We start from the raw sequence: 14,359 nt of genomic DNA on the forward strand, positions 1-14,359 counted from the left end.
AAGTCGAAGTGCTACAGCAAAAGCAAAGACATGCTTAAATATTCCGTCATGCTTTTGATGCTCAAATGGAACGGCGAGCTAAAGCCTATACTTTATTAACAATGCCCTTTTAAGTTCGCTGGTTCTCATTTTGGCCACTGGCATCTTTGCCTACATGGCCTCCGCCGCAACGACGACCGGAAAAGCCGTCTACGGCCCGGAAACCTTCAACCGTGGCCTGTATTTCCGCTTTTTTCAGGTCGCTGCGCCGACTGGCCAATATACCCTGTCAGTCCAGAACGGCGCCCCAACCGGGCTAAACCGCGTCGATAGTGCGTTAATTACGCTGAATGCCAAGATCGTCGTGGGACTCCGCGACCTCACGGCAAAAACGGCCAGTGTCGAAAAATCGGTTAAGCTGAACAAGCTCAATATCCTCACTTTCCTGGTCACTGGCAAGAAAGGCTCCTTCATCACCTTTTCCATTAACGGCCAGTCTGCCAACACCGCACCTGTTGCCAACGCCGGCCCCGACCAGTCCGGGCAGCTTAACAGCACCGTCACCCTGGACGGCAGCGGTTCCAGCGACTTTGACGGCGACCTGTTGGCCTACAACTGGAACCTGACAACCAAGCCAGCGGGCAGCACCGCCCTGTTGGCCAACCCCAACAGCGCCAACCCGACCCTGTTCCTGGACAAGTCCGGCACCTATGTCGGCTCGCTCGTGGTCAACGATGGCTTGGTGAACAGCACTCCTGATACCGTCATTGTCAGCACCCTCAACGTCCCGCCGGTCGCGGATGCGGGCAGCATCCAACGGGCGCGGGTCAACACCACCGCTACCCTAGACGGCAGCGGCTCCACCGATGCCGATGGCGACCCATTGACCTATAGCTGGTCGTTTACCGCCAAACCCACCGGCAGCGTCGCCCAATTGTCGAACACGACGGCGGTCAAGCCCACCTTTACCGTGGACAAGCCCGGCACGTATGCCCTCCAGCTTATTGTCAATGACGGCAAGGCCAACAGCCAAGCCGCCCAGGTCACCGTCACCACTGAAAACAGCCCGCCCGTGGCCAATGCCGGGGCAGACCAATCTGCTGCCGTCAATACCCTTGTCACCCTGGACGGCTCTGCCTCCACCGATGTCGATGGCGACTTACTGACTTACGCCTGGTCGTTCACCTCCCTGCCCACTGGCAGCACCGCCACCTTGTCTGACCCCGCCGCCGTCAAGCCCACCTTTACCGTGGACAAACCCGGCAGTTACACCCTGCAATTGCTGGTCAGGGACGGCGTGGTAGAAAGCTTGGCCGATACCGTGGTCATTACCMCCCTGAATTCCAAGCCGGTAGCCAATGCCGGGGCAGGCCAAACCGTCGGCCTCAACCAGTTGGCCAACCTCGACGGCCAAAATTCCACCGATGCCGACGGCGATACCCTGATCTTTGCCTGGACGCTCACCGCCAAACCGACCGGCAGCACGGCAACGCTCTTGAACCCCGCCAGCGCCCAACCGTCCTTTACCGCCGACAAGGCGGGTACATACGTTGCCCAGTTGATTGTCAATGACGGCACTGTGGACAGTGATCCCGCCACTGTAACCATCTCCACCCTCAATTCCAAGCCCGTGGCCAATGCCGGGGCAGACCAAACCGTGCCGTTCAACACCTTGGTTCAACTTGATGGCACTGCATCCAATGATGCCGATAATGATGCCATAACCTATGCCTGGTCATTCACCAGCAAGCCGATTGGCAGCAGTGCCACCTTAACAGGCAATACCACCGCAACACCCAGCTTTACGGGCGATGTATCAGGAACTTACGTAATAGAACTGATAGTCAACGACGGCAAGGAAGCCAGCAATCCTGATACCGTCACCATTACCGTGGAAGCCGCCGTTCCGGTCAACGTGCCGCCGGAATTCACTTCCATCCCGGTCACCCAGGCGACCGAAGGTGAAGGCTACAGTTATCAGGTCACTGCCATAGATGGCAATAGCGACCCACTTAACTATGCGCTCATCAACAACCCGCCGCAAGGCATGGCCATAACCGGCACAGGCTTGATTACCTGGATACCGAATGCCACCCAGGTCGGTGACTTCCCGATAACGGTAACCGTCACCGACAACAAATCAACCCCGGTTCAGCAAAGCTTCACCATTACCGTCAAAGTTGCTAACGTCAACGTCCCCAATGTCGTTGGCTTAGGCCAGGCCGCCGCCCAGACTGCCATTACCGGCGTAAACCTGACCGTAGGCGCGATAACCCAAGCCAGTAGCGCCACCGTTCCCGCAGGCAATGTCATCAGCCAGGATCCGGCAGCCAATACCTCAGTCGCCAAAAACACCGCCATTGCACTGGAAATATCAACCGGATCAACCGGCGGCGGCAACCTGCCGCCCCGGTTATCGACCCGACCGTGGCTACCACCACCTTTGCCGCGACCGAATTCCTGTACAAAGGCGCTAACCCTATCCAGACCGGCGTCGCCCAAGGCACGATTGAAGCCAAACGCGCCGCCGTCATTCGCGGCAAGGTCATGGACAAACAGAACGCTCCGCTATCCGGTGTAACTATCACTATCCTCAGCCATCCCGAATTTGGACAGACTTTGAGCCGAGCGGATGGTATGTTTGATATGGTTGTGAATGGCGGCGGGGTGCTAGCCGTGAATTATACCAAGACAGGTTATTTGCCGTCACAACGGCAGGTCAACGCCCCCTGGCAGGATTATGTGTTCGCAGATGATGCGATCCTTATCCAGCAAGACACTAAGCTGAATGCCATTGACCTGACCAACACCACCCAAGCCTTCCAGGTTGCCCAGGGAAACCCGATCACCGACGCTGACGGCACACGGCAAGCCACCCTGTTGATCCCACAAGGCACACAAGCCCAAGTCTACAACCAGGACGGTACAACACGCACAGTCACCAGCCTCAACCTGCGCCTAACCGAATACACCGTCGGCGACAACGGCCCCGAATCCATGCCTGGGCCATTGCCACCGACCAGTGCCTATACCTATGCCTTCGAGATGAAGGCGGACGAAGCCAATACCAAAATCGACGGCAAGGATGTCCTGTTCGACCGCCCCGTACCGTTCTATATCAACAATTTCCTGAACTTCCCCGTCGGCACGGCGGTTCCCGTTGGCTATTACAACAAAGACAAAGCGGTCTGGGTGCCTTCCGAAAACGGCAAGGTCATCAAAATATTGGCCATTAATAATGGCATTGTGGATATTGATTCCAACGGTGACGACGTGGCTGACGATGCGGCAACGCTGGCTGCACTTGGCATCACCGACCAGGAACGCACCACCCTAGCAGGGCTATATGCAGGAGGTCAGACGCTATGGCGGGTACAAGTCAGCCATTTGAGCAGTTGGGATTGTAATTTTGGGGGGGCAATATCAGCCTTAGCCAGGGCCGCAAAACAATTAACTGCTATTGTGGAGGCTATTTCTAAACTATCATGTTCTTCATTAAGGTCTAATTCCATAGTCGAATGTGAAAACCAGATCCTTGGTGAAACTACCCCTGTTACTGGCACTTCAATGTCGCTAAATTACCGCAGTGATAGGACTGTTGGGCGTAAGTCGGCGTATACATTAGATATTCCTTTAAGCATAGGAGGTATTCCAGAAAGTTTAGTCCGGATTGACCTGGAAGTTTACATTGCTGGTCAGCGCTACCAGCAAACCTTCCCTGCGCTTGCTGGCCAGTCGACGACGTACACCTGGGACGGCAAGAACGCCTACGGCAAATCCGTCCAAGGTAGCCAAACTGCGACCGTCAGGATTGGTTATGCTTATAGCACCAACTACAGTGAACCTGCACCTTCGGATCGATCATTCAGCTTGCCTTATGGTATTCCTTTCGACCTCATCCCGGCGCGCTCGGAAATCGTTATCTGGCAACAATATTCTGTGCCTTTAGGGGCTTGGGATGCCCGCGCGCAGGGCATAGCCGGATGGACGCTCGATGCCCATCATGCTTTTGATGTCAACAGTGAGACCCTTTATTTAGGCAATGGCGATAGGCTCAGCGGCAATTCCACAAAATCGGATGTCATTTCCGTATTGGCGGGTCGTGGTGGTGCTCTCTTCCCTGCGGATGGAAGCCTAGCCAAGAATAGCAGCTTCGGAGGTGTCAGTGCAGTACGTGCAAGCCCAGATGGGAGTCTGTACTTCCTTGGTGATGATCGCCTCTACAAGCTTCGCCCGGACGGAACACTGTTACGGGTGGCTGGCAGTAATAACTTAGTCTCTGGCGATGGTGGCCTCGCAACCAACGCGTTATTGGAACAGCCTAGGGATATCGCCCTTGCGCCCGATGGCAGCGTGTATGTTATTGAAAGGTATACAGGCAAACTCCGCCGCATCGGCCTGGACGGCATCATCAATACGGTCGCGACGATTCCTGGAACCAATGGCGATGCCTGGTCAGTTGAAATTGCGCCCGATGGCATTGCCTATGTCTTGCAGAATACCTTCAATGGCCGCGTTTATCGGGTAACCCCAACTGGCGAAGTGGAACTCTTCGCTGGCTCGGCTGTGACGAACACCGCCGACGGTGTACCAGCACTCAATGCATCTTTCAGTTTTCCGAGTGATATCGCTCTGGCATCAGACGGCAGCCTGTACATTACTACGAGTGCGCCTAAAGTCCTTAAGATTACGCCCGACGGTATCGTAAATACAGTTGTCGGGCCAGGTACAGTATCCGTACTTGGTGATGGAGGGCCTGCAAGTTTAGCCTGGATATACAACGCATCCGCCTTGGCGGTTGCGCCCGATGGAACCTTATATATTGCACAACATTCCAGGACGGGTTTTCCGCCACGCATCCGGCGTGTGACACCTGATGGGATCATCACGACTTACGCAGGTGGTGGAGTCTATGGCACCTCCGTAACAAGCCAGGCGACGGCCATTGCAGCCGGTGCGCCCATGCAGACATTACAGGAGGGTTTGTCCGTTGGCAGTGACGGAGCATTGTACATTGCCTCCGACAATTCCTCTGGCGGCGGCTCAGGGCTTGTCCAAAAAGTACAAAACCCGTTCCGCGCCAACTTGGGGGCGGAGTTCGCTATCGCTTCTCCTGACGGCGGCCAATTGTACGCCTTCGATTCCGCTGGTCGGCACCTGAGTACCGTCAACACCTATACGGGAGCGGACTTATACAAATTCAACTATGACAATGGCTTGCTCAAGGAAATTGTCGATGGCGATGGCCTCATTACCACCGTCGAGCGTGATGCCATCGGCAAGGCTACGGCAATTGCCGCACCATTCGGCCAAAAAACAGCGCTCACCTTAAACCCCAATGGCTATCTGGCAACAGTGACCAACCCGGCCAATGAAGCCTACGAGATGACTTACACCGCCGACGGCTTACTGACCGCCTTCAAAGACCCACGCGGCAACACCTCATCCATAAACTACGACCCGTTAGGCCGCCTGTTGGTCGATACCAATGCCGCTAATGGTAGCCTGTCGTTAACGCGCAGCGAAGTGACTGATGGGCATCAGGTGGCCGTTAAGACAGGGTTGAACCGGGTGACAACCCATACCGTGCTTAACAAGGCCACTGGCGACCGCGAGCGCACCCACCTGCAACCCGACAACACCACCTCAAATACACTAGAGAAGCCAGATGGTACAGTGGTCTCGACAGCGGCGGATGGCACAGTCAATAACGTACAGCAAGCAGCCGATCCCCGCTTTGCCATGCAAGCGCCGTTTGCCAAAGATATGACCTTAACGACTGGAGGGCAAACCCTGCACACTACTTCAAACCGGACGGTCAGCCTCAGCGATCCATTTAATCCGCTCAGCCTAACGTCGCTGACCGACACTGTTTCGATTAACGACCGAACTTCCTCAACGCTGACATATAATCAAGCGGCCAAATCCTTCACATCAACCAGTGCAGCCAATCGGACAAGCACTGTACTGATAGACGACCTTGGTCGCATCAAACAAACTACGGTAGCGGGTATTGAATCTGTTTTTAACACCTACGACCAACAAGGCCGTCCGGCAACTGTCGCCCAAGGTACAGGTCTGGATGAACGTCTGGTCAACTTCGCCTACAACCCGCAAGGCTACCTCGCCAATGTCACCGACCGAATCGGGCGGCAAGTGGCTTACCAGTACGATCTTGCCGGACGGGTAACCACCCAAACCCTGCCCGATGGCCGTCAAATCCTGTTTGGATACGATGCCAAAGGCAACTTGACGTCGTTAGCTCCACCGGGCAAACCCGCGCACGGTTTTACTTATAATGCCATCGACCAGGTGACCGAATACAAGCCGCCGGTGGTTTCTGGCAGCGGCACGACCAATACCTTGTACGGATACGACCTCGACAAGGCGTTGACCAAGATCACCCGGCCTGATGCGCTGACGCTTAACTTCACCTACGACAGCGCAGGCCGCTTGAGTGTGCTGAATACGCCGGAAGGTGACACCACCTACGCTTACAACGCCACGACGGGAAAACTGGCCAGCATTGCCGCCCCTGGCAATGAAGGCCTAGCCTATACCTACAACGGTGCGTTGCTCACCCAAACCACCTGGAATGGCACAATCAACGGCAATGTCGGCTATGCCTACGACAACGATTTCCGCATTGCTTCGGTGAGTGTAAACGGTGCGAATCCAGTCGCTTATACCTACGATGCGGATAGCCTACTGCTACAGGCTGGTGCGCTCAACCTGACCCGCAATCCCCAAAACGGCCTGTTGACAGGGACTGCACTCGGCAACGTCAATGATAGCTACACCTACAACGGTTTTGCCGAAATGACCATTTATCTGGCTAAAATCGGTACGATCGACTTGTTCAAGACTGAATTCATCCGCGACAAGCTCGGACGGATTACCAAAAAGACCGAAACCATTGCCGGTGTCACTCAAGTTTATGATTACGCCTACGACACCGCCGGAAGGTTAGCCGAAGTAAAACGGGCTGGGCTAGTACAAGAAAGCTACGGCTACGATGAAAACGGCAACCGCGCCTTCCTGAACGGCTCGCCGATTGCCGACTACGATGCCCAGGATCGTTTGTTAAGGTATAACAATATCACCTACGACTACACCGCCAATGGTGAACTCAAGACCAAGACCATCGGTACGGCGACGACGACCTACCGTTATGATGTGCTCGGCAACCTGCGCGAAGTCAACCTGCCGGACGCGACTGCCACCCGGATTGAATACGTTATCGACGGCCAGAACCGGCGCATCGGCAAGAAACGCAACGGCGTATTGGAACAGGGCTTTATTTACCAGTCCCAGCTTAAACCCGTGGCGGAACTGGACGGCAGCGGCAATATCGTCAGCCGCTTTGTCTACGGCATCGGCGTTAACTCACCGGACTTCATGATTAAGGGCGGCGTCACTTACCGCATTTTCAAAGATCACCTCGGTTCACCCAAGCTGGTGGTCAATACCGCCACCAATGCTGTCGTGCAACGCATGGATTATGACGCTTGGGGGAATGTGACTTTTAATAGTAATGAAAGCTTCCAGCCGTTTGGGTTTGCGGGAGGGATTTATGATAAGGATACGGGGTTGGTTCGGTTTGGGGCTAGGGATTATGATTCCTTGGTAGGAAGGTGGACGGTTAAGGATCCGATTGGGTTCGAAAGTGGAGATTCAAATATATATTCATACGTAAATAATCGAGTATTAAATTTTGTTGATCCTCAAGGAAAAAGTCTTCTTGGTGTACTCAACGCTTCAAGAGCCATAACGACATGGGCGGGATGGATAGCCAGAATGTCCCAACTTCCGGGAAGAATTAAATTTGCCTGCGACGTGTTCCAAATATCTTGCGAGGTTGTACCCGACAAGTTGTCTTCAAGTCCACAATATTGTGAAATTCCTCCAGATGCGTTTGAAAGTATTTCAACTTTAGGCTCAAATTTACCGGACTCTTTTGAAGAGTACCAAGAGAAACTTTACGGGGAGATAAAACAACCCTATTTTAGTGAAGTGTCTCATCCAGGGTTTTTAGATCCATCTCCCAAAGAGAGATCTCAAGATCAAAACGAATTTGGCGATGCATTTTCAAACAATGGACACCCCGCATTATGATGGCCGTATGGCGGGTAAGGCCGTAAGATGGGTAGAGGCGGTAGCCGAAACCCATCACGAACGAAGGCACGGTATATGGTTATGTTGAATTTTTTTGAAAGGGATGATGCACTTCGATTTGCCATTGTGCATATTTTGGCATGGTTTTGATGGGTTTCGTTTCACTCTACCCATCCTACGTTTGACCGAACCGTTTTTTTTCTGCCTGGAATTACGCAATTGACCGACTATCGACGCTACAGGGTGAAGGGAGGGACTTACTTTTTTACGGTCAACTTGGTGGAGCGGAAACGGAAATTGTTGACTGAACATGTTGATCTGTTGCGGGATGCTTTCCGCACGGTCAAAAAAGATCATCCGTTTCAAATTGATGCCATTGTGATTTTGCCTGACCATTTACACACGGTATGGACATTACCCGAGGAAGATAATGATTTCAGTCTGCGTTGGCGGCAAATTAAATCCGCTTTTTCCAGAAATATCGAAACAGGCGAACGGATTTCTAAAAGCCGAAATCAAAAACAGGAGCGGGGCATTTGGCAACGACGATTTTGGGAACATGCGATTCGTGATGAACGAGATTTTGCAAACCATTTGGATTACATTCACTTTAATCCGGTGAAACATAAGCTGGTAAAGCGTGTAATTGAGTGGCCTTATTCGTCTTTCCATCGTTATGTACGATTGGGTATGTATCTGTTTGATTGGTTTGGTTTTGAGGATGAATCTTTGGATTTTGAACATTAAAAGGTCGTATGGCATGTGAATCGTAGTAACCAATGTCCGTATGGCGGTTAAATTATGTGGTGTGTAGTGCGGATTCGTATGAGTAATCCACCCCTTGTGCTAAGGATGTGAATGGTGAGGAGACAATGACTAAACAAAAAAAGGAACAAAAACCATGCGTATAACGTCAACCATATTGGTTATCGGTATTTGTGCAACTTTATTGACCACGAGTCTCACGGCCTTCGCTGCGCCTCCACAGACCGGGGCGGCCAATAAAGAACTTCTTGCCTTGAAAACCAGCGGACTCACAAACAATGCCCTGATAGCCAAGATTTTCGAAGGTGACTTCGTAAATGTCGATTTAGACCGTACCGACGACCGGTTCGGCATCTTGCTTCAACAATATTTGGAGGCTTTTTCGGATCATTGTTCCAATGCGCTGCCACATAACATGGTCCAAATGACCAGGCAGGAGTGTGACGGTTGGGATATCTACGGAAATCCCTATACAGGGATTGAGACTAGTCGAACCTGTAATCATTACAAAACGGTAAAGACCCGCTTTTTTGCCAAACCCGCATTGTATGATGCCCTGAACACAGTCCACAGGCAAAGAACTGCCGATTTTGGGAGGGAACTGAGCCGATCATTTGGCGATTTAACCCGACCTGATGCCCTGCCAAAATTGGTAGGGCTGATTGGAGACGCACAGGCGATAGCCAGCGATATGAGTTCCCTGGTTCAGAACAATGCGTGTAAGGCTCCGGGATTGATCCGGTTTGAAGACAACCTGCGGCTTTTCGCCTTAAACAAGCAGCCCATAAAGCTAGGCGGCGAAGCAACTGATCCTGCCGTGATCTCGCCACCCATAGGCCAAACCTTCAAGGATCAAAACTACCGTAAACTCATTGAAGATTTAGTCCTTGATGACACCAAACGCTGGGGCGCATTCGCACGGTTTATCGACGGTAGCGTGACCACCGCTTCGATCGGGGAATTCGACCAGTTGGGTCGCCCCATGCGTGTTTTTGCCCCCTACATTTGGGAAGGAATGATGGGAAGAACAGCCGGACGGGTCACCCTCACATTTTCCGATGGGCAACCGGAATGCTTAACCTACTCCGAAACACCAAGCGTTTGCCACAGCCCCAACCGGCGAATCGTTGCCCGTTACTTGGAAGGTGGTTACAGCCAATAGCAACCCGTAAGATGGCATAGCCTTTGATAAGGCTGTGTTGTACTTAAAAGGTATCCCTGAGCAATCCATCAACGACATCCGTGCTGCGACCAACAAATCCTGGGTATTGGGAAACGATCGCTTCAGACAACGCATCCAAGTCCAGCTAAACCGCCGCGCCGAACCGAAAGCCAGGGGCGGAGACAGGAAATCAGAGCAGTACAAAGCTGGACGTAAAGACTACATCAATAAGGCGATCACCTGAACGTCCGGTTAGGAGGGAGGATTTTGAACCAGCACCGTGAATTACCGGTATGGGTCGGTTTGGTCGATTTTACTTTGACTAAATAATGAACCGGTCAAATGTCCGGTCTTGAGAGGTCCGCTGATTAAGGGGACTGTGGCCTTAATGTTACAAGGAAGGAAGAATCAATGGGATAGCCACAAGACTCTTCCTTTGTAGGGTTGTAACCAAATTTTTTCAGGCTGTGCGAAATTAACTCTTACTCCCAATCCTTCAACTCATTCATATAATTTTCAAAAGCATGAACAATTAACTGATGCTTTTTTTCTAGGACTGAAGCCAACATGAGCACTGCCAAGCCCAAACCTATTGAAAAAAGCCAAGGTGCATTGCTGTAAGCATCAACCACATATCCACAGTAAAACAGGATGCCGCCCAAGAAACTCAATTGCCCAAAGAAGAAAGGGATTTTTTCACGGTACTTTAGCCCACCCATGCTGACCAAGGCGATACCTGTCGATAAGGCCAATAGTGGAGCGAATGCTTGGACATTCAGCAAGGCGGCATAAGCCAAGCCTGTGGCCAGTATCGAAGCAAACGAACGGTAGGCCTTGGCATGGTAAGCAACTTGGGTCGATAGCGCGAATAACAGTAAGGCAACTGGAATCATCAGGCTGTAAAAATTATTTGATAAGCCAACAAAATGCCCCACTGTCATCGGCCAAATAGACAAGGCGGCGAGTGTGCCTACACATTGACCTACATAAATCACCAATGCTGATTGTGTATACCGCTTTACATCGACAATGCCGATGGTGGCGATGATAGCGGTAACGACTATAGCCAACCAAAATGACATCGGATATAACAGGCTTCTGCCGATGATTATCAGCAATGGCAAGCTTACCAAAGCCCTGGCGGTCACGCCTTCGGCCAGTTTCATTGTGCTGTCCGGTTGGAATTTGCGCTCAATGATATTTATCCCTGCAAACAACAAGGCGATCATAAAGGTCAAACCAAGGCCATCCCGAATTGGCAAGAGCAAGCAAAGATTGCCTAGCAAGGCCGCTAGCATAAGTGTTTTCACCTGCCGTTTAGCCAGCATGGAAAAGCTCGTGTAGCTTACCGCTATCAATAAAAGCGCGGTTATTCCTAAATCGATAGCAATCAATACCGGATGGACATCCCCAAATTGCAACCAAGTAAATTCCGGCTTTGGCGCTTGTCCACCTTTTACATAGGCATAAAGCATGGCGCTGACTTGGGATATTTGTACCGGTAAGAAACCTGCGCCGAGAGCGAAGAACAACCGTGCGCCCGTGCGCTCCCTCAGCCCATAATTGCACACCAAACCCCCTGCACATAAGGCCAAGACAATCGCCAACCCTACCCAATAACGGTGCGCGGGCAATAAATCGGCATGGCTTTGAAACATAAACCCGACAGCCGACAGGATAACCAACAGGCTGCCTGCCCAACGCAGATAACGGATGATTTGGCTGCTGGATGTTTGCGGCACGGATTCGTTTGGGTTGCTGACATCCGTTGAGTCCAAGTGATAATCGCTGATATACATGTGAATTCTCCTATTCAGTGGCTTGTTTGGTAGCGAGTTCATCGAGTAGCATTTTCAGTTCCAATGCGCTTTCTTCCTGGACAAATTCATCGGCAAAACTGTCTTTGACGGGTGGTATCGGGCCGGTCAGTTCAGCACCAACCACCGATTGCTCCCAACGCTTAAATATCGCCTGCGCCCCGATTGCAGGATTGATGTGTTCGGTACGTAAAGAAGACTGCATATGAACCCGGTTTTGCCGGGCAGACAACACCTCTTTTTGGGTATGCAAGGCATGCAGTTGCGCCTGGATGTCGGTCATATCTTGGTGGCATTGGATGAATTGCTCCTTGGCCTTGGTGAGTTCCGGTTCAATTACCTTTATTTGCTTTTGGACTTGAAGCAAGCGTTTGACAGATTCCAAAGCCTTACCCTCGTCTTGGCTTTTTAATTTGATTGCCCGTGCCGACCAGTTTTCAGCTTCTTTATTCAGGTCAGCCAGTTTTGTTTCAAACTGTTGGATCATCTCTTGTAAGCGATGCTGGTGGATGCGGGTTTTGCCCTGGTAAGCCTCTAGCTCTTTGATAGCAACTCCAGCAACGGCTTCGTGGTTTTCAAAATCGTCGGCGACATCGTCTAGCTGGGCTTTCAGGGTGAAAAAAAGTCGTTTTATACTGTTCATACTGCTTTCCTTTGAATGATTGATGACACATAAGGAATAGCAATATGGATGCCAGCTAATTAATTTATAGAATTACAATAAGTTAAATATTTTCACATGTAGGTTGTCATGAGCTATATTCATATTATGAATACACCTTATACATAATATGAACAAACTAAATCCTGAACAGTACGCTTTTTTTGCCAAAATCGCCGATTTGTCTTTTGTGAACCCATTCAGCCACGAACGCGAGCAGGCCGATTGGCAAATACTCAACCTGCATCCACAAGCCGTTTCGGTTACGGAGCGGCGAAAGCTATTGCTCGAAAAAATTGACAGCCAATTCCAGGCGTTGGCCCGGCATCACCGTTTCGATACCCGCCAATATCAAGGCAAAACCCAAGAGACCATGAAATTGGCATGGTTGGTTAGAGTTTTTTACGGCTATCAACAGCGTTTTGATGATTTTATTAAGGCACAGCTGCGAACCGGGGATAAGGCTTTGGAATTGCCCTTTGCGCTGGCCATTACCGAAGAATTTGAAAGGGCGGGTTTTACCCGCCAAGAAACGACGCACTACATCGCCTTGTTGTTCCAGTTACAACGGGCATTCCGCTTTATTGACGAAGCGGTGTCCGGAACGAGCACGGCCATCGTCGAATTACGCAAACGGCTGTGGAACAACATTTTTACTTTCAACCCAGTGTGGTACCTCAACTACCTGTGCCGACGCATGGAAGATTTCTCCCTGTTGTTGCTAGGCGAAACTGGCACCGGCAAAAGCTTGGTGGCGAAAGCGATTGGTTGCTCTGGTTATATTCCTTTCGATGACGGATCCCGACGGTTTGTGGAAAGCTTTACTGTATCCTTTAAGGCTATCAACTTGTCTCAATATTCTACCGGCGTCCTGGAATCGGAATTGTTCGGACACAAAAAAGGCGCTTTTACCGGCGCTTTTGAGAACCATCCTGGCTTATTCGCCAAATGCAGCAAGCATGGCTCGGTGTTTATCGACGAAATTGGCGAAATCGATATCCCTATCCAGGTTAAACTGCTGAATGTGCTGCAAGACCGACTTTATAGCCCAGTCGGCAGCCATGACCAACAACGTTTTGAGGGCCGGGTCATCAGCGCCACCAATCGACCACTTGAACAATTAATGGAGTCTGGGCAGTTTAGAAAGGATTTTTACTACCGCTTATGTTCCGACGTTATAACTTTGCCGAACTTACGCGAACGCATTAGCCAAAACCCAGATGAACTGAGGGAGTTAATCGCCAGTTTATTACATCGCGTAATTGAATCGCCGGATGAAGGCCTTACCGACCGGATTGAAGCAAGAATTCAGGAAGTCGTCCCCAAAACTTACCACTGGCCCGGCAATGTCAGGGAATTGGAGCAATGCATTAGGCGAATTTGTATTACGGGTAGTTACCAAAGTCAACCAGCAGTACCCGTAAAACAAGCTAACGATGCTTTTTTTCAAGCGGATGCAAAAGGCAATTACCTGTCGGCCCAACAACTCTTGCAAAATTATTGCCGATTTTTATACGACCAGCACCATAGCTATGAGACGGTTGCCAGAATTGCGGGTTTGGACAGGCGGACGGTAAAGAAATATATTGACTAGGGTGAACTGTAGGTAACAACAGACGTCCACTATTTTATTCAATAAGTTATATAAATACTCAACGCTTCTATAAAGCCGACCTTGGCTCATATCAACCAACGCATACATTGTCGGCCATGACCGGGCGTTCAAGATTGTCATGACAAGCCACTCTTGCTGTCAACTGCAGTCCGTCGCAAAGATCAAAACCAGCCCTTCAATTTTGATGGCTTGTGATCATTTATAACTGCTTAGGCATGAACAAGCGGATAAACATCTTCTCAATT

Annotated in this window: 8 protein-coding genes; 6 read left to right on the top strand and 2 right to left on the bottom strand. The window is 51.0% G+C overall.

Annotated elements, in window-relative coordinates; all coding sequences use genetic code 11:
* Nucleotides 1-154: 154 nt before the first annotated feature.
* From MGMO_RS00005 to MGMO_RS00025, 5 genes are all read left to right on the top strand, one after another.
* Nucleotides 155-2,560 carry a PKD domain-containing protein gene (locus MGMO_RS00005; RefSeq protein WP_023492940.1) on the top strand — a complete coding sequence of 802 codons (2,406 nt, stop codon included), beginning with the start codon at nucleotides 155-157 and terminating at the stop codon, nucleotides 2,558-2,560.
* Nucleotides 2,527-8,094 carry an RHS repeat-associated core domain-containing protein gene (locus MGMO_RS21235; protein ID WP_023492941.1) on the top strand — a complete coding sequence of 1,856 codons (5,568 nt, stop codon included), beginning with the start codon at nucleotides 2,527-2,529 and terminating at the stop codon, nucleotides 8,092-8,094. Before MGMO_RS00005 ends, MGMO_RS21235 begins: the two co-directional genes overlap by 34 nt.
* Before the next feature lie 219 nt (nucleotides 8,095-8,313).
* Nucleotides 8,314-8,841, top strand: a complete 528-nt coding sequence (locus tag MGMO_RS00015; RefSeq protein ID WP_023492942.1) for an REP-associated tyrosine transposase — start codon at nucleotides 8,314-8,316, stop codon at nucleotides 8,839-8,841.
* A gap of 154 nt (nucleotides 8,842-8,995) precedes the next feature.
* Entirely contained in the window at nucleotides 8,996-10,021 is a 1,026-nt protein-coding gene (locus tag MGMO_RS00020; protein WP_023492943.1) for a hypothetical protein, read from the top strand.
* Nucleotides 10,022-10,055: 34 nt separating this feature from the next.
* The gene (locus tag MGMO_RS00025; protein WP_023492944.1) at nucleotides 10,056-10,265 is read left to right on the top strand and encodes a hypothetical protein; all 210 of its coding nucleotides are present in this window, start codon (nucleotides 10,056-10,058) and stop codon (nucleotides 10,263-10,265) included.
* A 238-nt stretch (nucleotides 10,266-10,503) separates the two neighbouring features.
* On the opposite strand, the gene MGMO_RS00030 is transcribed toward MGMO_RS00025, so the two are convergent.
* Complete coding sequence (locus MGMO_RS00030) at nucleotides 10,504-11,820, bottom strand: hypothetical protein (protein WP_023492945.1); 1,317 nt, start codon at nucleotides 11,818-11,820, stop codon at nucleotides 10,504-10,506.
* A gap of 10 nt (nucleotides 11,821-11,830) precedes the next feature.
* Nucleotides 11,831-12,481: a PspA/IM30 family protein gene (locus tag MGMO_RS00035; protein WP_023492946.1), complete on the bottom strand. Its 651-nt coding sequence runs from the start codon at nucleotides 12,479-12,481 to the stop codon at nucleotides 11,831-11,833.
* A 148-nt stretch (nucleotides 12,482-12,629) separates the two neighbouring features.
* Between MGMO_RS00035 and MGMO_RS00040 the strand changes: the two genes are divergently transcribed.
* The gene (locus MGMO_RS00040; RefSeq protein ID WP_023492947.1) at nucleotides 12,630-14,093 is read left to right on the top strand and encodes a sigma-54-dependent transcriptional regulator; all 1,464 of its coding nucleotides are present in this window, start codon (nucleotides 12,630-12,632) and stop codon (nucleotides 14,091-14,093) included.
* Nucleotides 14,094-14,359 lie beyond the last annotated feature (266 nt).

Origin of the sequence: Methyloglobulus morosus KoM1 (assembly GCF_000496735.2) — a bacterium.
GTDB lineage: Bacteria > Pseudomonadota > Gammaproteobacteria > Methylococcales > Methylomonadaceae > Methyloglobulus > Methyloglobulus morosus.

Coding starts and splice junctions, on each gene's coding strand:
- MGMO_RS21235 (WP_023492941.1), top strand. CDS start 2,527: ATGGACAAACAGAACGCTCCGCTATCCGGTGTAACTATCACTATCCTC.
- MGMO_RS00020 (WP_023492943.1), top strand. CDS start 8,996: ATGCGTATAACGTCAACCATATTGGTTATCGGTATTTGTGCAACTTTA.
- MGMO_RS00030 (WP_023492945.1), bottom strand. CDS start 11,820: ATGTATATCAGCGATTATCACTTGGACTCAACGGATGTCAGCAACCCA.
- MGMO_RS00035 (WP_023492946.1), bottom strand. CDS start 12,481: ATGAACAGTATAAAACGACTTTTTTTCACCCTGAAAGCCCAGCTAGAC.
- MGMO_RS00040 (WP_023492947.1), top strand. CDS start 12,630: ATGAACAAACTAAATCCTGAACAGTACGCTTTTTTTGCCAAAATCGCC.